Raw genomic sequence first — 21,442 nt, forward strand, 5'->3', positions numbered from 1 at the left:
CCCCACCCCCCGCACCACCCGTTCCCCCCGTTCCCCCCGAGGAGCCCGCTCCCGTCGTTCCCTCCGGAGCTCCCTCGCCCTGGTGGCGGCCTTCGCCGTCGCGGTGAGCGGCCTGACCTTCGGCACGGTGCTCGCGGAGCAGACCACGACCCAGTCGGCCTCGGCCGCGGTCGCCTCGGACTTCGACCCGGGCAACATCATCAGCGACGCGAACTTCTACAACGGCTCGGCGATGAACGCCGCCGCCGTGCAGTCGTTCCTGACGAGCGTCGCGCCGAACTGCCGGAAGTCGTCGAGCGGCCCCGCCTGCCTCAAGGACTTCTCGCAGAAGATGAGCTCGATCGGCGCCGTCTCCGGCCGGTGCGCGGCCATCGCGGGTGGCACCAAGTCGGCCGCGACGATGATCGCCCAGGTCGGTGCCGCGTGCGGCATCAGCCAGAAGGTGCTCCTCGTGCTCCTGCAGAAGGAGCAGGGCATCGTCACGACGTCCTCGCCGACGTCCTACATGTACCTGCACGCCACCGGCTTCGCGTGCCCGGACACCGCCCCGTGCGACCCGGCGTACTTCGGCTTCGGCCAGCAGGTCTACGCAGCGGCCCTGCAGTTCAAGCGGTACCAGGCGTCGCCGACCTCGTGGGCGTACCAGGCGGGCCGGACGAACTCGATCCTGCTCAACCCGAACGCGGCCTGCGGTCGGAAGTCCGTCTACATCCAGAACCAGGCCACCGCGAGCCTGTACATCTACACCCCGTACACCCCGAACGCCGCGGCCATGTCGAACCTCTACGGTTCCGGTGACAGCTGCTCCGCCTACGGCAACCGCAACTTCTGGCGCATGTACACCGACTGGTTCGGTGCTGCGGCCGGCGGCGGCAACCCCTACGGCGACGTCGACTCCGTGACCGCGACCTCCACCTCGTCGATCACGGTCACCGGCTGGGCGGCCGACCCGGACACCACCAACGCCCTGCGCGTCGCGTTCTACGTCGACGGCACCGGCGCGAAGACCGTCACGGCGGACACGACCCGGAGCGACCTGGCCGGCACCCTCGGCGCGAACAACACCCGGCACGGGTTCTCGGCCGAACTGACCGGGCTGAGCCTCGGCGCGCACTCCGTCTGCAGCTACGCCATCAACCAGGGCCGCGGGGCGAACACGCTGCTCGGCTGTTACACCCGGACCATCACGAGCGCGGCCCCCAAGGGCGTCCTCGACTCGGTGACCGGCGGCGTCGGCACGATCTCGGCCACCGGCTGGGTCCTCGACCCCGACTCGTCCAAGCCCGGCTCGTGGAAGATCCTCGTCGACGGCGTGAGCAAGGCGACCGGCACGGCGGACAAGACCCGCACCGATGTCGCGAAGGTCTACCCGGGCGTCGGGAGCACCCTCGGCTTCTCGAAGACGATCGGCGGCATCAGCGCGGGCTCGCGCGCCGTGACGCTGTACGTGATGGACAAGCCCGGCACGAAGTACGTGAAGGTCGCGTCGAAGTCGGTCGTCGTGGACGCCCCGACCACCGGCAAGACCGGCAAGACCGGTGCCGTGCGCGGCTCGTACGACTCCGTCACCGGCGGCGTCGGCACGGCCACCGTGCGGGGCTGGGCGATCGACCCGGACGTGTGGGACCCGGTCAAGTACAAGATCCACGTCGACGGGGTGAGCACGAACAGCGGGGTCGCGGACGCCACCCGCACCGACGTCGAGGCGACGCACCCGACGTGGGGCTCCGACGTCGGTCTGACGCTCCGGCTCACCGGCCTGAAGGCGGGCAAGCACACCGTGCGCGTCTACTTCCAGGACCTGCAGGGCGGCAAGTACGTCAGCTTCGGCACCAAGTCCGTGACCGTGACCGCCGCGTCGACCGCCGAACCCGACGCGTCGGGGACGACCGGCAAGACGGGCAAGACCGGTTCGCTCAAGGGTGCGTTCGAGTCCGTGGTCGGTGGCGTGAACAGCGCCACGGTGCGCGGCTGGGCGATCGACCCCGACGTCTGGGACCCCGTCGCCTACAAGATCCACGTCGACGGTGTCGCCATCGCCCCCGGGACCGCGAACGCGAAGCGGACCGACGTCGAGGCCGTGCACCCCGCGTGGGGCTCCGACGTCGGCCTCTCGCTGAAGATCCCCGGGCTGACCGCCGGCACGCACACCGTGCGCGTGTACTTCCGGGAGCTGCCGAGCGGCACGTACAAGAGCTTCGGCACGAAGAGCGTGACGGTCACCGACCCGCCGACCACCGGCAAGACGGGCAAGACCGGCTCGGTCAAGGGCCTGTACGAGTCCGTCACCGGCGGCACGGGCACCATCACCGTGGCCGGCTGGGCGATCGACCCGGACGTCTGGGACCCGGTCAAGTACAAGATCCACCTGGACGGCGTGGCCGTCTCGCCCGGAACGGTCAACGCGACCCGCACCGACGTGCAGGCCGTGCACCCGGACTGGGGTTCGGACGTCGGCCTGTCGCGGAAGCTCACCGGGGTGAAGAAGGGCACGCACACCGTGCGCGTCTACTTCCAGGACCTGCCGAGCGGCACCTACAAGAGCTTCGGCACGAAGACCGTCACCGTGCAGTAGACAGTCACCGTGCAGTAGACGGGCACCAGATGACGGACGGGAGGCCCGGTACCAGCTGGTACCGGGCCTCCCGTCCGTCTCCGGTCGCGTCGACCGCCGTCAGCGGCGCACGCGCCGCGCCATCAGGCCCACGCCGTGCAGCAGCCGGTACTCGGGGGAGCGCGTGAGGCCCTCGAAGCGGGCCGCGATCTGGTCGCGCTCCGCCTCGGCCAGGCGGCGGGCGGTGTCGTACGCGCCGACCTTCTGCTCCGACTCGACCAGGCGCGCGTTGATGTCGTGCACGCCGGCCAGGTGGACGTCGCGGTCGTGCTCGGTCTGCCGGAGCGTCTCGCGCTGGGCGGTGGCCCACCGCAGGAACGCGCCACGCTCGCCGCTCCGGCCCGAGGCGGCGGCGACGGCTGCGTCGAGCGACGGACCGACCTGCTCGGCTCGGCTGCGGAACGAGTGCCGCTCGACCACGACGGCGCGGAGCCGGGCGACCAGGGCGGTGCGCTCGTCGCGGGGCATCGCGAGCACGCGCTCGAGCGAGGCGGCGTCGTCGAACACCGGCACGTCGGACAGGCCGAGCTCGTCGAGCCCGAGCGCGCAGTCGGTGACGGGCAGCGCACCGGACGCGAGCGATTCGTACAGGCGGGAGTTCAGGGTGCCGTACTCGGCGGCCGGCTCGATGACGTCGTCGACGACGAAACCGGCGGCGCGGTAGACCTCGGGCAGGGCGAAGTAGGGCACGGCGGGGCGGAGTTCGACGCCCGCGGAGGCCTCGACGTGGTCGACGTTCGCGGCGAACCAGACGATCGGTTCGGCCGGGGCGACCTCGGCCAGGACGTCCTGCACACGGCGGCGGACGCCCCAGAAGTTGACCGTGGTCACGGCGCGGTCCGTGCGCTCGCGCGGTGCGGGGGCGTCGGTCGTGAACAGCTCGGTGTCGACGCCGATCGGCACCACCTCGACGGGGCCGGAGTACGCCGCCGCGATCGCGTCGCTGGCGATCCCGGACGAGGTCCAGACCGCGTCGAACTCGTCGAGGTACGGCAGGGCTGCCCACTTGGCGGTCCAGTTCCGCACCCACGCCACCAGGGCGGTGCCGGCGGGGACGTACCCGGGCACGAAGGACTCGATCATGCTGACCACGACGGCGGTGTCGGCGGGGAGCTCCTCGCCCCAGCGTTCGAGCGGCCACATCGCGACGCCCCAGCCCTCGGCCCGGAGCGCCCGCGCCAGCCCGAGCGCGACGAACAGGTCGCCCTTGCCCTCGGCCGGGTCGGCGGTCGACACCGCGAAGCGGATCGTGCCGCGGGGGCCCTCGGCGTGCTCGTCGGCCGCGAGGGCCGCGTAGTCCTCGCGGAGGGGAGAGGACATGGGGGTGCTCGGGATCACTGCGGTCACGCACGCCATTCTGCACGAATCCGCAGCGGCGGCAGGGAGTCCCTGGGCGCGCCTTGTAGGGTGTCATCGGCCCGCGGCACCCCGTCGGCCGACCCATCGACCCGCGCCCGGTGCGCGGCAGCTGCTGGAGGAACTCGCGTGACAGAGCGCAAGCCGGGAGTCGTGTCCGTCATCCTCGTGAACTACAAGGGCACGGACGACACCCTGACGAGCATCGCGGAACTCCGCAAGCAGGACTGGCCGCAGGACAAGCTCGAGGTGATCGTCGTCGAGAACGGTTCGGGCCCCGAGCACCTCGGGCGTCTGAAGGCCTCGAGCCTCGACTTCACCCTGATCGACGCGGGTGCGAACCTCGGGTTCACCGGGGGGTGCAACCTCGGCGTCGAGAAGTCCTCCGGCGAGGTCGTGGCGTTCCTCAACAACGACGCCCGCCCGGACACCGGCTGGGTGCGCGAGGCGATGGCCACCTTCGCCTCCGGTGCCGACATCGGCGCCGTCGCCTCGAAGGTCCTCGACTGGGAAGGCGTCAACGTCGACTTCACCGAGGCCGCGATGACCTGGTACGGCATGGGCTACAAGCCCTTCGCCGGGTCGCCGGACACCGGCCGGTGGGAGAGCGAGACCGACGTCCTGTTCGGCACCGGCGCCGCGATGTTCATCCGCGCGGAGCTCTTCGAGCAGCTCGACGGCTTCGACGACCGCTACTTCATGTTCTACGAGGACGTCGACCTCGGCTGGCGGCTCAACCTGCTCGGCTGGCGCTTCCGGTACCAGCCGAAGTCGGTCGCGTTCCACAAGCACCACGCGTCGATGAACAAGTTCGGCGACTTCCGCGAGACCTACCTGCTCGAGCGGAACGCACTGTTCACGCTCTACAAGAACCTCGGTGACGAGCAGCTCGCCGCGGCGCTGCCCGGTTCCCTGGCACTCGCCGTCCGCCGTGCCGTGGGCCGCGGGGAGCTCGACTCCACCGAGCTCGACCTGCGCAACCCCGGCGACGACAGCGTCCCGACCATCCCGGTGCCGAAGACGAGCATGGCGGGCATCTACGGTGTCGACCAGTTCGTCGAGCAGCTGCCGTCGATGACCGAGTCCCGCCGCCAGATCCAGGCGACCCGCGTCCGGTCCGACCGCGAGCTCCTCCGCCTGTTCGGCAACCGCGACGAGCCCGCGTACCCGATCGAGAACTACCTGGCCGGCTACGACAAGATCGTGCACTCCCTCGGCGTGCTCGAGGTCGGTACCCGTCGCCGCGTCCTCATCATCACGGGCGACTCGATCGGCGCGAAGATGGCCGGTCCGGCGATCCGTGCCACCCAGATGGCCAAGCAGCTGGCGTCCGAGCACGACGTCCGCGTGGTCAGCCTGACCCGCTCGTCGCCGATCGACCCGTCGTACGAGGTCGTCACGGTCCCGCACCGTCACCCGCGCCAGATGGTCGAGCACGAGGGCTGGGCCGACGTCATCATCGTGCAGGGCCACGCGCTCCGGCTGTTCCCGGTGCTCGAGTCGACCAGCAAGATCCTGGTCGTCGACGTCTACGACCCGCTGCACCTCGAGCAGCTCGAACAGGGCCGCAGCGACGACGTCGACAAGTGGAACCGCCAGATCCTCGACGCCTCGGACACGCTGAACCACCAGCTCGAGCTCGGCGACTACTTCATCTGCGCCTCCGAGCGCCAGCGGATGTTCTGGCTCGGGCAGCTCGCCGGCTCCGGCCGTGTGAACGCCCGCACGTACTCGCGCGACGCCGACCTGCGCTCGCTCATCGGCGTCGTGCCGTTCGGCCTGTCCTCGACGCCGCCGGTCCACGACCAGCAGCGTGTCAAGGGCGTCGTGCCGGGCATCGGCAAGAACGACAAGCTCGTCGTCTGGGGCGGTGGGATCTACGACTGGTTCGACCCGATCACCCTGGTCCGCTCGATCGCCCAGCTCGCCGAGCGCCGCCCGTCGGTGAAGCTCTTCTTCATGGGCGTGCAGCACCCGAACCCCGACGTCCCCGAGATGGACATCGTCGCGAAGGTCCGCGCCGAGGCCGACGCCCTCGGGCTCACCGGCAAGCACGTGTTCTTCAACGACCAGTGGATCCCGTACGAGGAGCGCGGCGCCTACCTGCTCGAGGCCGACGCCGGCGTCTCGACGCACTACGAGCACCTCGAGACCACCTTCTCGTTCCGGACCCGCATCCTCGACTACCTGTGGGCACGCCTGCCGATCGTCACGACGGCCGGCGACTCGTTCGGTGACCTCGTCGCAGAAGAGAAGCTCGGCATCGCGGTGCACGAGCAGGACATCGACGGTCTGGCCACCGCGCTTGAGACGGCGCTCTTCGACAAGAAGGCCCGCACCGAGTTCATCGGCAACGTCGACCGCGTGCGCGAGCAGTTCACGTGGGAGAACGTCCTGGCCCCGCTCGTCGAGTTCTGCCGGAACCCGATCCGCGCTGCGGACAAGTCGGTGCGCGACACCGCGTCGTCGATCGAGCCGCACAAGATGCGCGTCCGCGTCCCGGAGCGCAAGAAGCTCTCCGGCGTCCGCTACGACCTCGGCCGTGCCGTGCACTACCTGCGCACCGAGGGTCCGCGCAGCGTCGCCGGCAAGGTGAAGCGGCGCCTGAACCGGTGACCCCGGGGGAGACCACCGCCCTCGTCATCGTCCCGACGTACGACGAGGCCGAGAACATCCGTGCGATCACCGCCGCCGTGCTGGCGGCGGTGCCCGGTGCCCACCTGCTCGTCGTCGACGACGGCAGCCCGGACGGCACCGGGGACATCGTGCGGTCCCTGGCGGCCGCGGACGACCGGGTGCACCTGCTGCAGCGCTCCGGCAAGCTCGGGCTCGGCACGGCGTACGTCGCCGGTTTCCGGTGGGGTCTGGAACGCGGGTACCCGCTGCTGGTCGAGATGGACGCCGACGGCTCGCACCCGGCCGACCGGTTGCCGGCCCTGGTCGACGCCGTGACCGCGTCCGACGACGTCCTGCTCGCCATCGGGTCCCGCTGGGTCCCCGGTGGGTCGGTCGTCGACTGGCCGCTCCGGCGCCAGGCGCTCAGCCGCGGGGCCAACACCTACGCCCGCCTGGTGCTCGGGCTCGACGTGCGGGACATCACCGCCGGCTACCGCGTGTACCGCTCGTCGGCGATCGCGCGGATGGACCTCGGGTCGGTGGACTCGAAGGGGTACTGCTTCCAGGTGGACATGACGCTGCGCGTGGACGCCCTCGGCGGCCGCATCGTCGAGGTGCCCATCCGCTTCCGTGACCGCGTGCACGGCATCTCCAAGATGAGCCGGTCCATCGTCCTCGAGGCCATGCTCCGCGTCACCCAGTGGGGCGTGCAGCGCCGCCTCGGTCGCCGCACGCGCCCGTAGCGCGCTCGCGCGCTCGCTTCGTGAGCAGGAACGGTCGGGTCGCCTCCGCAGAAGCGACCGTTCCTGCTCACGATGCGCGGGCCCGGAACGCTGGGCGTGACGGCCTGGAGGCGCGGTGCGGGGCCGCCGCGGGCCTCCCGTCCGGCGGTGGGTCGCGCCGCACCGCCGCTTCGTGAGCAGCAACGGTCGGGTCGCCTCCGCAGAGGCGACCATTCCTGCTCACGAAGCGCCTCGGCGCGCAGCGCCCGCGCTAGACGCGCGGCAGGTGCCGGCGCCACGAGCGGCGCCGCGCGGCGATCACGAGGACCGTCACGAAGAACATCAGGCCCGCGCCGTGCAGCAGGTAGCTCTCCGCCGTGCTGGTGACGGCGAGCAGCACGAGCACGGCGGCCGGCCACACGTACGCCACCCCGGGGAACGTCGTCGCCGTCACCCAGGCGCGCGCGAAGGCGAGCAACGCGGTGATGCCGAGGATGAGCGTGCCCGCGAAGCCGATCTGCAGCCAGGCGTCCACGAAGGCGTTCAGGCCCGAGGTGAACCGGACGCCGGCGGGGTCGATGAGCGTGACGTAGGGCACGACGGGCTCGGTCGGCCACGTGCCCACCCAGCCCCAGCCCTGGATCGGGTAGCGCTCCACCAGGACCCGGATCTGCGACCACAGGTCCGTCCGCGTGGCGGTGCCGCCGGCCGCCCCGATCTCGGCGAGCAGACGGTGCCGGGCGAGCACCCCGACGGCGAGCGTCAGCAGGACGACCGCACCGAGGACGCCGTTGACCACCGGTCTGGTCGCCGGTCGTGCGTGCCGGAGTGACCAGAGCGCCAGCGCGGTGACGGCGAGCGCGATCATCGCGAGCCCGGTGATGGGGGACTGCACGAGCATCAGGGCGATGACGGCGAGCGAGGTCGAGGCGATCGCGCGCCAGACAGTGACCGACCGGGTGAGGAACTCGACCACGAAGGTGACCAGGGCCATCGCGGCGATGAAGCCCATGAAGTTGCGGGTGCCACCGATTCCCTGGATCGGGCCGCCGTACGCGATGTCACCGCGGATGCCGAACGCCGGGAACGGGACGTCGAGGACCAGGCCGGACAGGACCTCGAGTCCGAGGGCCGTCACGAGCAGGATCCGGAAGGCGTCGCCCGAGGCCCGGATCACCTGCACCAGGTCGCGGCCGAGGGCCAGGTACAGCCCGAGGCCGATGAAGCACACGGTCTGCACCAGTCCGCGGAGCGCCACCCAGGAGTACTCGCTCCAGAGCACGCTCAACGCGCAGTAGCCGACGAAGGCCAGCAGCGAGAGGGGGAGGACCCCGTGCCACTCGATCCGGTAGCGCTGGCCGAGCAGGCTCAGCCCCGCGAGCACGAACAGCGTCACGAGCACCGCCCAGGTCCCCGCCCGGCCGACCAGGGCCTCGACGGTGGGCTGGCCGAACCCGAACAGCACGATGACCGTCGCGAGCGCCTGGCTGAACCGTCCACCGGCCGAGAAGCCGATCCAGGCGGAGAGGTACCGGCGCCCGAGCACCTGTCTGCTCACCCGGCCGTCCGTCACGCGTCCATCTTGGCGCACGACCTTGTGACGAGCACACCGCATCGCGGTGTGGCTGTATCGACGATGCGCGATGACCGAACTATCCTCACCGGATGGACCTCGCGCGCAGGGTCGCCGGCGTCCCCCTCGTCGCGGTCGTCGTCGGCCTGCTCACGACCGCCCTGGCCTGGTACCGTCTCGGCCCGGTGCCGCGGAACACCGTCTGGGCCGAGGACGGTGGCGTGTTCCTGCGCGAACGGATCGCGATGGGGCCCGTCGACACCCTGCTGCACCCCTACGCCGGGTACGTGCACCTGCTGCCGCGCCTCATCGTCGACCTCGGGTACGCGCTGCCGCCCGAGCGGTACGCGCAGGTGGTGGCGCTCGCCGCGTGCGCGGTCGTCGGCGGGGTCTGCGCCCTGGTGTTCGTGCTCTCCCGCGACGTCGTCCGCCCGTGGCCGTTGCGGCTGGTGCTCGCCGCAGTCCCCGTCGTCCTGCCGCTCGCCCCGTACGAGATCAGCGGCAACGCGGCGAACCTGCACTGGTTCCTGCTCGTCCTGGTGCCGTGGGTCTTCGCGTGGCGCGCTCGGTCGTGGTGGGCGGCCGGGGCACTCGCCGTGGTCGCGGGTGCGGCCGTGCTCACCGAACCGCTCACCGCGCTGTTCGCGCCCCTGCTGCTCCTCGCCTGGACGCCGCGTGGCCGTGCGCCCGGGCCGGTCGGCCGGTGGACCGCGCTGCCGGTCACACTCGTCGTGGTCGTCGCCCTGGTGGTGCAGGGCGTGACGACCCTGACGAGTCCGCGCGCCCTCGCCACGGGGTCGCCGGCGGCGCGCGACGTGCTCGCGGGGTACCTGCTGCGTCCCGTGGCGGGCGCCTGGGACCCGGACCTCGGCGCGGTCCTGACGGCGGTGGTCGAGCACGGCTGGGCGGTGGTCGTGGTGCCCGCAGCCCTGCTGCTCGTCGTCCTGGTGGCGGCCGTCGTGGTCGGGCCAGCGCGCACCCGGTGGATGGTCGCAGCCCTCGCCGTCGGCTCCGTCGCGGTGTGGTGGGTTGCCCTGCTCGTGAACGGCGGCGACGGCATCCGCTGGTCGGCGCCGGTCGCCGCGATGGCCGCCGTGCCGCCGCAGCGCTACGCCGCGGCCGCCGGCCTGCTGCTGGTGAGCGCCGCGGTGGTCGCCGCAGCCGCGCTCGTGGACGCCCGCAGCTGGTCGCGTGCTGCCGGACGGACGGGAGGCCCTGGTCGCCTCGTCGGCGCGCTGGCCGGTTGGAGCGTGGTCACCGCCGTCGTCGCGTCGGCGGTCCTGCACGTCGCGCCGACGGACACGCGGCGGAGCGACGGGCCGGTGTGGGCGGGGCAGCTGCCGGCGGCGGTGGCGGCGTGCGACGCCGACCCGACGCTCGAGGTCGCCCGGGTGAAGTCGAACCCGTGGTCGTCCCCGGTGTCGTGCTCGTGGCTGTCGCGCTGAGGGAGCGTGCGGGTCAGCGCGTGCCGGCCCAGCGGAACTCGCGCTTGGCGGGCGGCGTGCGCGGACCGTCGCCGGTGGACACCGGTTCCTCGCCGGTCAGCACGATGCGCGTCTTGATGGCGAGCAGGGCGAAGAGCACCCAGTTCCCCTGGTAGAGCAGGCGGGACTCGGCGACGGACTGCACGAGCAGGGCGACGACGACCAGGAGCGGCAGGAGCGACACCGGGTCGAACGACCGCGGACGCAGCGCGGCGTCGTACCCGATGCGGGTCGCGCAGGCCCACGAGCGGGACAGCGTCGTGACCACGTAGATCGCGAAGAGCACCAGGCCGATGATGCCGGTCTGCATCCAGACGTCCAGGTAGGCGTCGTGGGCCTGCAGGTACGTGACGCCCTTGCGCTGCGCCAGGTCGGCGAGCGTCGGGATGCCCGGCCACCAGTACCCGATCCAGCCCCAGCCGCCCACGGGGTGCTGGTCGATCAGGCCGAGCACCTTGGCCCAGATCTCCCCGCGCCCGGTGGCGTCCGAGCCCTTGCCGAGCAGCTCGGACACCGGGCCGCGCAGCACGAACGCGGCGACGGCGGCGACGACGGCACCCACGGCCAGCAACAGGTAGCGCGGGGTGCGGCGCTCGGTCGGGACACGGCGCATCCAGACGGCGGCCAGTGCGACCACGGCGACCACGAGTGCGGCGGCGATGACCGTCGACGAGCGGGTGAGGACGAAACCGAGTGCCGCGACGACGAGCCAGCCGATGGCCTGGTTCCGGCGGATCCGACCCTCGGCGAACTGCACAGCGACCACGATCGCGACCAGCAGGGCCACCATCGCGAGCAGGTTGGCGTTGCCGGGCAGCCCCTGGATCCGGCCCCCGGTGAAGAGCTCGGCGCGCGAGAAGTAGAAGGCGTCGGGGACGTCGCGGTCGCCGTAGTCCGTCCAGATCGGGGCGATCGGGTGCCGGACGAACACCGCGACGGCGGCCTCGAACAGGAGCGAGAGCATGAGGACCCAGCGGAGCGCGAGGCTCAGGGCGTCGGTGATCCGGCGCCACGTCAGGGTCGAGGCGATCGTGAACGCGACGGCCGCGCAGATCACCTGCACGGTCAGGCTCGAGATCGTCGCGAAGCGCCAGTGCGACCAGACCAGGGTCACCAGGCACCAGCCGAGGAACGCCCAGAGCGCCCAGGGGGTGCGGACGAGCGGTGGCTTCGCCCGGACCAGGATCGTGATGCCCCACGCCGCGACGAGGGCCCAGAGGACGCCGGCCCCGACCCAGGTCAGGGTGTTCGGGACGGCGTCGCCCGCGAACAGCACGAACAGCGTCGTCGCCCCGAAGGCGAACGCCTCGCGCTCCGGTACGGTCCCGCGCGCCAGCGGCCAGGTGTTCGTCACGACGCCAGGCTACCGGCCGGTCGCCGTCCGCAGGACTCCACCGGCAGCGCCGGTAGGCTCTGGCCCATGTTCCTCGGCATCACGAACACCCCCCGCGACTACGCCTGGGGCTCGGTCACCGCGATCCCGGAGCTCCTCGGCCGCACCGTCACGGGTGCCCCGCAGGCGGAGCTCTGGCTCGGCGCCCACGCCGGCAGCCCCAGTGTCATCGTCAACCCGGCCATGGTCGGCGGGGCCGACACGCTCCGCGACTGGATCGCCGACGAGCCGGAGACCGCACTCGGTCCGGACCGCACCGGCCTGCCCTTCCTGCTCAAGGTGCTCGCGGCTGCGGCACCGCTCTCGCTGCAGGCGCACCCGACCCCGGAGCAGGCGGAAGCGGGGTTCGCCCGCGAGGAGCGCGAGGGGATCCCGCTCGACGACCCGGCCCGCAACTACAAGGACCCGTTCCCGAAGCCCGAGCTCGTCGTCGCGCTGAGCGAGCGGTTCGAGGCGCTGAGCGGCTTCCGCTCGGTCGAGGAGACCCTGGCCGAGGTCCGCGTGCTCGACGCCGGTACCGGCCGCCTCGGTCCGCTCGAAGTGCACCTGCTGCACGGGCTCGAGGACACCGTCCGCTGGCTCGAGACCGCCGACGAGTCCGCGCTCGCCGTGGTGCAGGCCGCGAGCGACCTGGCCGTCTCGCTCGACGACGACCTGCTCACCCCGAACACCGCGACCGTCCGCGACCTGGCGACCAGCTGGCCCGGCGACCCCGGCATCGTCGTCTCCCTGCTCATGCACCGGGTGACGCTCACCGCGGGGCAGGCCATGTACCTGCCCGCCGGCAACATCCACGCGTACCTCGACGGACTCGGCATCGAGCTGATGGCGCCGTCGGACAACGTGCTGCGCGGCGGGCTCACGCCGAAGCACGTCGACGTGCCGGAGCTCCTGCGGGTGCTCGACTTCACCGCGTACCCGGCACCGGTCCTCGAGCCCGAGCGCCTCGCCCCGGGCGTCGACCGGTTCGCGCCGGACGGCGTCGGCTTCGCGCTGCTGCGGGTGGACGGCGACGGTCGCCCGGTGGGACTGAGCACCGGCGGGGTCGCCCCGCTCGTGGGGCCGTCGATCGCGATCTGCACCGAGGGCGTCGTCACGCTCGTCGGCGCGCAGTCGGCGACCCTGCTCCGCAAGGGCGAGTCGTGCTTCATCACCCCGGACGAGGGCGACGTGACAGTCGAGGCGGACTCCTCCGACGGCATCACGTCGACCGTGTTCATCGCCACCGGCGCCTAGGGGCGCGGACCCGCACCGGGACCGGCGCGGGGCCGCACGCCGTGGCGTGGACCCGCACACCGCCACCGGGGCGTCGCCGACGTCCGCTAGCGTGGCGACCATGAGTTGGCTGGTCACCGGCGGTGCCGGGTACATCGGGTCCCACGTCGTCCGAGCACTGCGCTCGGCCGGCATCGACACGGTCGCGTTCGACGATCTGTCGAGCGGCTTTCGCGCGTTCGTCCCGGACGACGTGCCGTTCGTCGAGGGCACGATCCTCGACGGCGAGCTCGTCGCACGCACGCTGCGCGAGCACGAGGTCACCGGCGTGGTCCACGTCGCGGGGTTCAAGTACGCCGGCGTCTCGGTCGAGCGCCCGCTGCACACTTACGAGCAGAACGTCACCGGCATGGCGACCCTGCTGCGCGCGATGGCCGAGACCGGCGTCACCAAGGCGGTCTTCTCGTCCAGCGCGGCGGTCTACGGCACGCCGGACGTCGAGACCGTGGTCGAGTCCACCCCGAAGAACCCGGAGTCGCCGTACGGCGAGTCGAAGCTCATCGGCGAGTGGCTGCTGCGCGACATGGAGGTCGCCGCGGGCTTCACCACCACGTCGCTCCGGTACTTCAACGTCGTCGGTTCCGGGGAGCCCGACCTGTACGACGCCAGCCCGCACAACCTGTTCCCGCTGGTCTTCGACGCGCTGCTCGCCGGCCGGACCCCGCGGATCAACGGCGACGACTACGCCACCCCGGACGGCACCTGCGTCCGCGACTACGTGCACGTGGCCGACCTGGCGCACTCGCACGCGGTGGCCGCGCGGAAGCTCGAGGCGGGGGAGCCGCTCGAGCGTGCCTACAACCTCGGCAGCGGCGACGGCGTGAGCGTCCGGCAGATCATGGACGCGATGGCGGCGGGCACCGGGATCGCCTTCGACCCCGAGATCGCACCGCGGCGCCCCGGCGACCCGGCCCGCATCGTCGCGACCGGCGAAGCCGCCGCCCGTGACCTCGAGTGGGCCATGCGGCACTCCCTGGACGAGATGGTGTCGAGCGCCTGGGAGGCCCGTCGCAGCGCCTCGTGAGCGCCTGAAGACGAGTCAGTTGTCCCCCGGAAGGCCCACCCGAGCGGTGCGACACGCCCAAACGGGGGACATGACACGCTGGAGCGGTCAGTGCCTTCTATGATCCGCGACTTGACTCAGGCGAATGACACCGCTGTAATTACAGGCAACGGCCGCAAGAGTTGGGGTTCGTTGTCGAGGCGGCAGGGGTGATCAGGGTGAACGGTTCCGAGTTCCACGCCGGAGTTCCGGAGGACTGGCACGTCGATCCCGTGGCGCTCGGCGTCCCGGGTGTCCGACGTCCGGAGACCGACGACGAGGAGAACCCGCTCGCCTGGCAGGTCGACTCGCTCTGCGCGCAGACCGACCCCGAGGCGTTCTTCCCCGAGAAGGGCGGCTCCACGCGCGAGGCGAAGAAGATCTGCACCTCGTGCGAGGTCCGGGCACAGTGCCTCGAGTACGCGCTCGAGAACGACGAACGCTTCGGCATCTGGGGTGGCCTCTCCGAGCGTGAACGCCGCAAGTTGCGGAAAAGGGCGTAGGAGCGTTCACGGCGCGCCAGCGCCGTGCGACTGCGCCCCTGAGGAGCCTGCGACGAAGGCGCCGGAAGGCGACCACCTCCGCCCGTCCCGCACCGCGCAGTGAGCGCATCCAAAGGTTCACGGCGCGCCGCCGTCCGCAGCCGACACCGCGCCTCCAGACCGTAGAGTGACGCCCGTCATGCAGCCCAGAGTCACCGCGATCCTCGTCGCCGCCAACGGGGCGGCCCACCTCGACCGGACCCTGGACGCGCTCGCCGCCCAGACCCGCCACCCCGAGAACCTGGTGGTCGTCGACGTCGGCACGACCGACGGATCGACCGCCGAACTGTCCTTCGGCGGGTCCGCGCAGCTCGTCCGGCTGCCCGCCGGCACCGCGTTCGGTGACGCCGTCCGCCAGGGCGAGCGCAGCGCGCCGCCCGCGGCGACCGACGAGCCGGTCGACGAGTGGCTGTGGGTCCTCGGCCACGACAACGCGCCGGCACCGACCGCGCTCGCCGACCTGCTGTCCGCCGTCGAGATCGCGCCGTCGGTCGTCGTCGCCGGTCCGAAGCTCGTCGCCGACGACGACCCCTCGCTCATCCGCGCCTTCGGCGAGAGCATGACCCGCTTCGGCCGGTCGATCGTGCTGGTACAGGACGAGCTCGACCAGGGCCAGCACGACCGCAACACCGACGTGCTCGGTGTCGCCGCGGGCGGCATGCTCGTGCGCCGCTCGGTCTGGAACGAACTCGGCGGCTTCGACCCGGCGCTGCCGGACGTCGACGCGGCCCTCGACTTCTCGGTGCGGGTCCGCCTCGCCGGACACCGTGTCGCCCTCGTGCCGGAGGCCAAGGTCACCAGCGCCGGAGGGATCGAGGAGTTCGGCCGCAAGCGCGTGTCCGAGGCGCGGCGCGTCCGGATGCACCGGCAGGCGCAGCTGCACCGCCGGATGACCTACGCGCCCGCCGCGCTGGTCTGGCTGCACTGGCTCACGCTCGTGCCGTTCGCGATCGGCCGCGCGCTCGGTCACCTGGTCGCGAAGCACCCCGCCGCCGTCGTCCCCGAGCTCTCCGCCGCGTTCGCCGTCGCGTTCGGCGGCGGCACGAGGCGCGCGCGCAAGCACCTCGCCCGCACGAAGAAGCTCGGCTGGGGGGCCGTCGAACCGCTCCGCGTGAGCTGGCGTCGGGTGCACGAACACCGCACCACCTCGCGGGACGTCGAACTCGCCCGGGCCGAGGACGCCCCGATCGCCCGGGCGTCGTTCCTGAGCGACGGCGGCATCTGGGTGGTCCTGGCCGCGGCGGTCCTCAGCGTCGTGACGCTCTACCCGCTGCTCGGGTCGCCGGCCCTGACCGGCGGGGGACTCCTGCCGCTCTCCGCGACCCCCGGACAGCTCTGGCAGAACGTCGGGTACGGCTTCCACTCGCTCGGCACGGGCTTCACCGGCCCGTCCGACCCCTTCGCCGCGGTGCTCGCGGTGCTCGGCTCGATCGTGTTCTGGTCGCCGTCCACCGCGGTCGTGCTCGTCATGCTCGTCGCGTTCCCGCTGTCCGCCCTGGGTGCCTGGTTCGCGGTCCGCAAGGTCACGACCCGCACCTGGGTGCCGGTCATCGGTGCGTCGCTCTACGCGATCGCCCCGTCGCTCGTCGGCGCGGTGACGACCGGACACCTCGGCGCCGTGATCGCGCACCTGGTGCTGCCGTGGCTGTTCGTCGCCGTGCTCGAGGCGCACCGCTCGTGGGCCTGGGCCTCGGGAGCGTCGCTCCTGTTCGCCGTTGTCGCCGCCTCGGCACCGTCGCTGCTGCCGGTCCTGCTGGTCGGCTGGCTCGTGGCGCTCCTGGTCGGCTGGCGTCGGGCCCACCGTCGTCTCTTCATCCCGGTGCCGACCGCGGTGCTCTTCCTGCCGCTGGTCCTGGCGCAGGCCGCACGCGGCAACCTGCTCGCGGTGTTCGCCGACCCGGGTACGCCGTCCGCGACCCGGGCGCCGTCCGCGCTCCAGCTGGCCATCGGACAGCCCCTGCCCGACTGGAGCGGTTGGCTCCCCGCGACCTCCGGACTCGCGCTGGTCGCGACGGTCCTGCCGATCGTGATGGCCGTCCTCGCGCTCCCCGTGGCCGCCGCCGCGATCGGGGCGATGCTCGGCCACCGCTGGGCGGTCGCGGGCTCGGCGCTCGTCATCGCGCTGCTCGGCTTCGCCACGGCCTTCGCCGCCACCCACGTCACGGTCTCCGGTGTCGGTTCGACCACCACGATCGTCTGGCCCGGCAGCGGTCTGTCCGTGTACTGGCTCGCCCTCGTGGTCGCGGCCTGCATCGGCATCGACGTCCTGCCGAAGGCCGCCCCGGTCACCGGGCTCGTCGCGACCGTGCTCGCCGGTGTGGCCGTGGCTCCGGCCTTCGCGGCGTTCTACCTCGGCACCGCCACGATCGAGCCGACCACCGGCCGGGTGCTCAGCGCCTACGTGAACGCCGAGGCCCAGGCGAACCCCGACGTCGGCACGCTCGTGGTCGTCCCGCAGGACGACGGTTCGCTCGCCGTCACGCTCGAGCGCGGGCAGGGTTCCACCCTCGACGACCAGTCGACGCTCGACGCCACCGCACTCCGGCTGAGCGAGTCCGGCGCACGGCTGACGACGCTCGCCGGCAACCTGGCGAGCCGCAGCGGGTACGACCCCCGGCCGGCGCTCCGCGAGCTCGGCGTGAGCTTCGTGCTCATCGACGACGCCGGTGACGACCCCGAGGCGCAGACGGTGCACGACCGGGCCGCCGGTGCGATCGGTCAGAACGCGCTCTTCACGAGCATCGGCGAGACCACGAACGGCCAGCTGTTCCACTACGAGGGCGAGGTCGACCGCACCCGCTCCGGCTCCGCGGCGACCCAGGCCACCCACGTGCTCTACCTCGTGGTGCTCGGCGTGGTCTTCGGCGCCGCAGCACTCCTCGCGGTCCCGACGGCCCCGCGCCGCCGCCGTGCCACCTCGAACGTCATCGAGGCCGAGGAACCCGCCACCACCTTCGACGAGGAGCGCGACGAATGAGCACCAACCCCTCCTCGGTCCGGCGCTGGATCGTCCGCGGCACCGCCACGGCCGTCGCCGTCGTCGTCGCCGCGGGTGCCGTCACCGCGGCGCACGCCATCGGCACCGAGTCCGAACCGGGTCGACCGGCCGGGCGCACCGTCACGCCGGTCCCCGCCGCCGCCGAGCGTGTCTGCGCCGGCAGTGCGCTGCGCCTGTCCGACGACGCCGGCAACGACGCGACGCAGGCGAGCACCGTCGGCACCGCGACCGTCGCGACGGCGACGACCGGGTCGACGGTCGAGCGGTCCTCGCTCGACTCCTCGACCACCGGCGGCAGCGACCCCCGACTCCTGACGGCCCCCGCTGGCGAGACGACGCCGCAGGTCGCGGGCAGCAGCTTCCAGAGTGTGTCGAGCGGCGACCTGGTGGGGGCGGGCGCGGCCTCGTGCGACGACCCGACCCAGTCCACGTGGCTCGTCGGCGGCTCGACGGAGACCGGTCGGACGAGCCTCGTCACGCTCTCGAACCCGACCGACGTGAACGCCACGGTCGACCTGACGATCTTCGACGGCTCGGGGACGGTCAGCGCACCCGGGACCACCGGCATCGTCGTCGCGCCGAACACGCAGAAGGTCGTCCCGCTGTCGGGCTTCGTGTCCGACGCCGCCTCGACCGTCGTGCACGTCACGTCGTCCGGCGGCCAGATCGTCGCGCACATGCAGGAGTCCGTCGTCCGCACCCTCACCCCGGGCGGCTACGACATCGTCTCCGGTGGGGCCGCGCCGTCCCGCTCGCAGGTCATCCCCGCCGTCGCCCTCGCCGACGCGCAGGCCGCCCAGCGCGGCGACGACACGGCCGACGCGGCGCCGATCGTCCGGCTGTTCGTCCCCGGCACGAAGTCGGCGCGCGTCACCCTCGGCATCAGCACGGCCGACGGCGGCGGCACGACCGTCAACGCCACCGCAGAGCCCGGGGTCGTCACCGACGTCGCGCTCGACGACTTCCCGGACGGCCGGTACTCGTTCACCGTCACCTCGACCGAGCCGGTCGTCACCGGTGCACGCACCACGACGCCGACCGACGGTGCCAGCAGCGGCACCGACCTCGGGTGGTTCGCCTCGGCCGAGCCGCTGGGGGACCGGACGATCACCGCCATCGCCCCGGGCGAGGGCGTGCGGCTGAACTTCGTGAACCCCACCCGCCAGGACCGCTCCGTCACGGTGCGGTCGGGCGACGAGCGGCGCACGCTGAAGATCCTGTCCGGTGCGACCGTGACGCTCCCGGTGCAGACCGCGAAGCAGCTCACGCTGACCGGGACGGAGGGCATCGTCGCGGGCGTGACCTACCGTGGGGCCGACGGCATCGCCGGGTTCCCGGTGCGTCCGGCGACCGACGTCTCCACTCCGGTCCGCGTCTACCCCTGACGCCGGGCGCGGTCAGCCGAGCTCACCAGTGCCGGTAGCGGTCCGGCGCCAGGTCCCAGGGGTCCTTGCCGATCAGCTCGCCGACCGCGCGGAACACCGCGGTCTCGATGATGATGCGGCGGTCGGAGTCGTCCTTCTCGGGGCTCCGGTTCACCCGCTCGACGGGGATCCGGAAGACGGTCACGCGGCGGGTGTCGCGGTCGATCAGCCAGCGCGGCATCTCGTCCGGCAGGGTCGTGTCGCTCGGCATGTCCGCCACCTGGAACACGACGCCGGAGAGCTCCTCGGGCCAGAGTCCGAGCAGGTAGTGCGCGCTGTCGCCGACGATCCGGTCGAACGCCTCGGCGCGGGTGATGATCGGCGCGAGCTCGGGCCCGGTGACGCTCGAGCGCCCACCGCGGCCGTGCCGGGAGCGCCCCCGACCGCGGTCGACCGGGGTGACGAGGCGAGGCTTCCGACGCATCCCCACATCGTACGCGGGGACGGGTGCGCGCCGGACGCTCCGCTAGGCTCCCTGTCGAGATGGACGTGCGGATCTGCAGCAAGGTGGCGTGTGCCAACAGCGCTTCGTCGACCCTGACGTACGACTACGGCGACTCCATGGTGGTCGTCGGTCCGCTGTCGACCCGGGTCGAGCCGCACGGCTACGACCTCTGCGCCCGGCACGCTGCCGCCCTGCGTGTCCCACGCGGCTGGCAGGTGGTGCGGCGCGAGCCGCTCCCGCGCGACGTCGACTGACGGCTCGCGTCCGCGACGTGGGTGCGGGGGTCGGTCTGGAGGCCCGGGGAACGTGACCGGGATCGGCTGGTGATCCGCGCCTCCCGGCATGGAAGACTGGTGGGCATGCCCACCGAAACCCGCACAGCTGCTGCGTTCCGCGTCGCCGACCTGTCCCTCGCCGAGGCCGGTCGGCACCAGATCCGCCTCGCCGAGAACGAGATGCCGGGCCTGATGTCCCTGCGTGACGAGTTCGCCGCGGCGCAGCCGCTCGCCGGCGCACGCATCGCCGGGTCGCTCCACATGACGGTGCAGACCGCGGTGCTCATCGAGACGCTCGTCGCCCTCGGCGCGCAGGTGCGCTGGGCCAGCTGCAACATCTTCTCCACCCAGGACGAGGCCGCGGCCGCCGTCGCCGTCGGGCCCACCGGCACCCCGGACGCCCCCGCCGGCGTCCCGGTGTTCGCGTGGAAGGGCGAGACGCTCGAGGAGTACTGGTGGTGCACCAGCCGCATCTTCGACTGGAGCGACGAGGCCGCCGCGGCGGGTGCCGACTGGACCGGGCCGAACCTGATCCTCGACGACGGCGGCGACGCCACGATGCTCGTGCACACCGGCGCCGACGCCGAGGCGGCCGGTACCGCCCCGGTCGCCGAGCCGGACGCGAGCACCGAGTGGAAGATCGTGCTCGACACCGTCGCGCGGTCGCTCGAGACGTCGTCGGACCGCTGGACCCGCATCGCGGCCGACATCCAGGGCGTCACCGAGGAGACCACCACGGGCGTCCACCGCCTGTACGAGCTGTTCCGGAACGGCGAGCTGAAGTTCCCGGCGATCAACGTGAACGACTCGGTGACGAAGTCGAAGTTCGACAACAAGTACGGCATCCGGCACTCGCTGCCCGACGGCCTGAACCGGGCCACCGACGTGCTCATCGGCGGCAAGGTCGCCTTCGTCGTCGGCTACGGTGACGTCGGCAAGGGTGCGGCCGAGGCGCTCCGCGGGCAGGGCGCCCGCGTCATCGTCAGCGAGGTCGACCCGATCTGCGCGCTGCAGGCGGCGATGGACGGCTACCAGGTCGCGCGCCTGGCGGACGTCGTCGACACCGTCGACATGGTCATCACGTGCACCGGCAACCTGGGCGTCGTCGGTGTCGACGAGATGCTCGGGCTGAAGCACCTGGCGATCGTGGCGAACGTGGGGCACTTCGACAACGAGATCGACATGGCGGGGCTCGAAGCGCTGCCCGGCGTCTCGAAGGTCGAGATCAAGCCGCAGGTGCACGAGTGGCGGCTGCCGACCGGGCGGTCGATCCTGGTGCTGTCCGAGGGCCGGCTCATGAACCTCGGCAACGCGACCGGGCACCCGTCGTTCGTGATGAGCAACTCGTTCACGAACCAGGTGCTCGCGCAGATCGAGCTGCACACGCGGCGCGAGGAGTACCCGACCGGCGTGTACGTGCTGCCGAAGCACCTGGACGAGAAGGTCGCGCGCCTGCACCTCGACGCCCTCGGGGTGCAGCTGACGTCGCTGCGTCCGGAGCAGGCGGCGTACATCGGTGTGCCGGTCGAGGGTCCCTTCAAGCCGGACCACTACCGCTACTGAGCGCGGCGGGGCGGCCCGCTTCCGCTGAACACCGGTGTTCGCATGTTGAACCCCCGCACGCGGGTGTTCGGAGTGCGAACACCGGTGTCTTGCGAGCAGCCCGGTGGCGCGCCGCGCGTC

Annotated in this window: 15 protein-coding genes; 11 read left to right on the forward strand and 4 right to left on the reverse strand. The window is 72.2% G+C overall.

Annotated elements, in window-relative coordinates:
• Nucleotides 1-2,575 (forward strand): hypothetical protein (locus DEJ03_RS15770; protein WP_220034151.1); only part of this gene is annotated, 2,575 nt, incomplete at its 5' end.
• Between the two features lie 99 nt (nt 2,576-2,674).
• Here the strand turns inward: DEJ03_RS15770 and DEJ03_RS15775 are convergent.
• The gene (locus DEJ03_RS15775; RefSeq protein ID WP_146237760.1) at nt 2,675-3,961 is read right to left on the reverse strand and encodes a glycosyltransferase; all 1,287 of its coding nucleotides are present in this window, start codon (nt 3,959-3,961) and stop codon (nt 2,675-2,677) included.
• A gap of 138 nt (nt 3,962-4,099) precedes the next feature.
• Between DEJ03_RS15775 and DEJ03_RS15780 the strand changes: the two genes are divergently transcribed.
• Together DEJ03_RS15780 and DEJ03_RS15785 are read left to right on the forward strand one after the other, a co-directional pair.
• Nucleotides 4,100-6,586 carry a glycosyltransferase gene (locus DEJ03_RS15780; RefSeq protein WP_071405761.1) on the forward strand — a complete coding sequence of 829 codons (2,487 nt, stop codon included), beginning with the start codon at nt 4,100-4,102 and terminating at the stop codon, nt 6,584-6,586.
• Nucleotides 6,583-7,329, forward strand: coding sequence for a polyprenol monophosphomannose synthase (locus DEJ03_RS15785; protein WP_110865365.1), 747 nt, complete (start codon nt 6,583-6,585; stop codon nt 7,327-7,329). Before DEJ03_RS15780 ends, DEJ03_RS15785 begins: the two co-directional genes overlap by 4 nt.
• 250 nt (nt 7,330-7,579) lie before the next feature.
• Here the strand turns inward: DEJ03_RS15785 and DEJ03_RS15790 are convergent, their stop codons facing one another.
• Nucleotides 7,580-8,866, reverse strand: coding sequence for an O-antigen ligase (locus tag DEJ03_RS15790; protein WP_128780653.1), 1,287 nt, complete (start codon nt 8,864-8,866; stop codon nt 7,580-7,582).
• A gap of 107 nt (nt 8,867-8,973) precedes the next feature.
• On the opposite strand from DEJ03_RS15790, the gene DEJ03_RS15795 reads away from it, so the two are divergent.
• Nucleotides 8,974-10,326 carry a hypothetical protein gene (locus DEJ03_RS15795; protein WP_110865367.1) on the forward strand — a complete coding sequence of 451 codons (1,353 nt, stop codon included), beginning with the start codon at nt 8,974-8,976 and terminating at the stop codon, nt 10,324-10,326.
• A 13-nt stretch (nt 10,327-10,339) separates the two neighbouring features.
• Here the strand turns inward: DEJ03_RS15795 and DEJ03_RS15800 are convergent, their stop codons facing one another.
• Nucleotides 10,340-11,719, reverse strand: a complete 1,380-nt coding sequence (locus tag DEJ03_RS15800; protein ID WP_110865368.1) for an O-antigen ligase — start codon at nt 11,717-11,719, stop codon at nt 10,340-10,342.
• 66 nt (nt 11,720-11,785) lie between these two features.
• Here DEJ03_RS15800 and manA point away from each other — a divergent pair, with 66 nt between their 5' ends.
• The 5 genes from manA to DEJ03_RS15825 all read left to right on the forward strand — a co-directional run bounded on the left by manA (nt 11,786) and on the right by DEJ03_RS15825 (nt 19,000).
• Complete coding sequence (gene manA / locus DEJ03_RS15805; protein ID WP_110865369.1) at nt 11,786-12,994, forward strand: mannose-6-phosphate isomerase, class I; 1,209 nt, start codon at nt 11,786-11,788, stop codon at nt 12,992-12,994.
• A 100-nt stretch (nt 12,995-13,094) separates the two neighbouring features.
• Nucleotides 13,095-14,057 carry a UDP-glucose 4-epimerase GalE gene (gene galE, locus DEJ03_RS15810; protein ID WP_110861386.1) on the forward strand — a complete coding sequence of 321 codons (963 nt, stop codon included), beginning with the start codon at nt 13,095-13,097 and terminating at the stop codon, nt 14,055-14,057.
• A 188-nt stretch (nt 14,058-14,245) separates the two neighbouring features.
• The gene (locus DEJ03_RS15815; RefSeq protein WP_081827389.1) at nt 14,246-14,578 is read left to right on the forward strand and encodes a WhiB family transcriptional regulator; all 333 of its coding nucleotides are present in this window, start codon (nt 14,246-14,248) and stop codon (nt 14,576-14,578) included.
• A 178-nt stretch (nt 14,579-14,756) separates the two neighbouring features.
• Nucleotides 14,757-17,594, forward strand: coding sequence for a glycosyltransferase (locus DEJ03_RS15820; RefSeq protein ID WP_110865370.1), 2,838 nt, complete (start codon nt 14,757-14,759; stop codon nt 17,592-17,594).
• Nucleotides 17,591-19,000: a DUF5719 family protein gene (locus DEJ03_RS15825; protein ID WP_071405767.1), complete on the forward strand. Its 1,410-nt coding sequence runs from the start codon at nt 17,591-17,593 to the stop codon at nt 18,998-19,000. Before DEJ03_RS15820 ends, DEJ03_RS15825 begins: the two co-directional genes overlap by 4 nt.
• 22 nt (nt 19,001-19,022) lie before the next feature.
• Here DEJ03_RS15825 and DEJ03_RS15830 read toward each other — a convergent pair whose 3' ends face one another.
• Entirely contained in the window at nt 19,023-19,463 is a 441-nt protein-coding gene (locus DEJ03_RS15830) for a metallopeptidase family protein (protein WP_110865371.1), read from the reverse strand.
• Nucleotides 19,464-19,522: 59 nt separating this feature from the next.
• On the opposite strand from DEJ03_RS15830, the gene DEJ03_RS15835 reads away from it, so the two are divergent.
• Together DEJ03_RS15835 and ahcY are read left to right on the forward strand one after the other, a co-directional pair.
• On the forward strand, nt 19,523-19,738 hold the full coding sequence (locus DEJ03_RS15835; protein ID WP_071405769.1) for a DUF3499 family protein: 216 nt from the start codon (nt 19,523-19,525) through the stop codon (nt 19,736-19,738).
• 105 nt (nt 19,739-19,843) lie between these two features.
• On the forward strand, nt 19,844-21,322 hold the full coding sequence (gene ahcY / locus DEJ03_RS15840) for an adenosylhomocysteinase (RefSeq protein WP_110865401.1): 1,479 nt from the start codon (nt 19,844-19,846) through the stop codon (nt 21,320-21,322).
• Nucleotides 21,323-21,442: the final 120 nt, after the last annotated feature.

The sequence above is a fragment of the Curtobacterium sp. MCLR17_043 genome, assembly GCF_003224215.1.
GTDB classification, from domain to species: Bacteria; Actinomycetota; Actinomycetes; order Actinomycetales; family Microbacteriaceae; genus Curtobacterium; species Curtobacterium flaccumfaciens.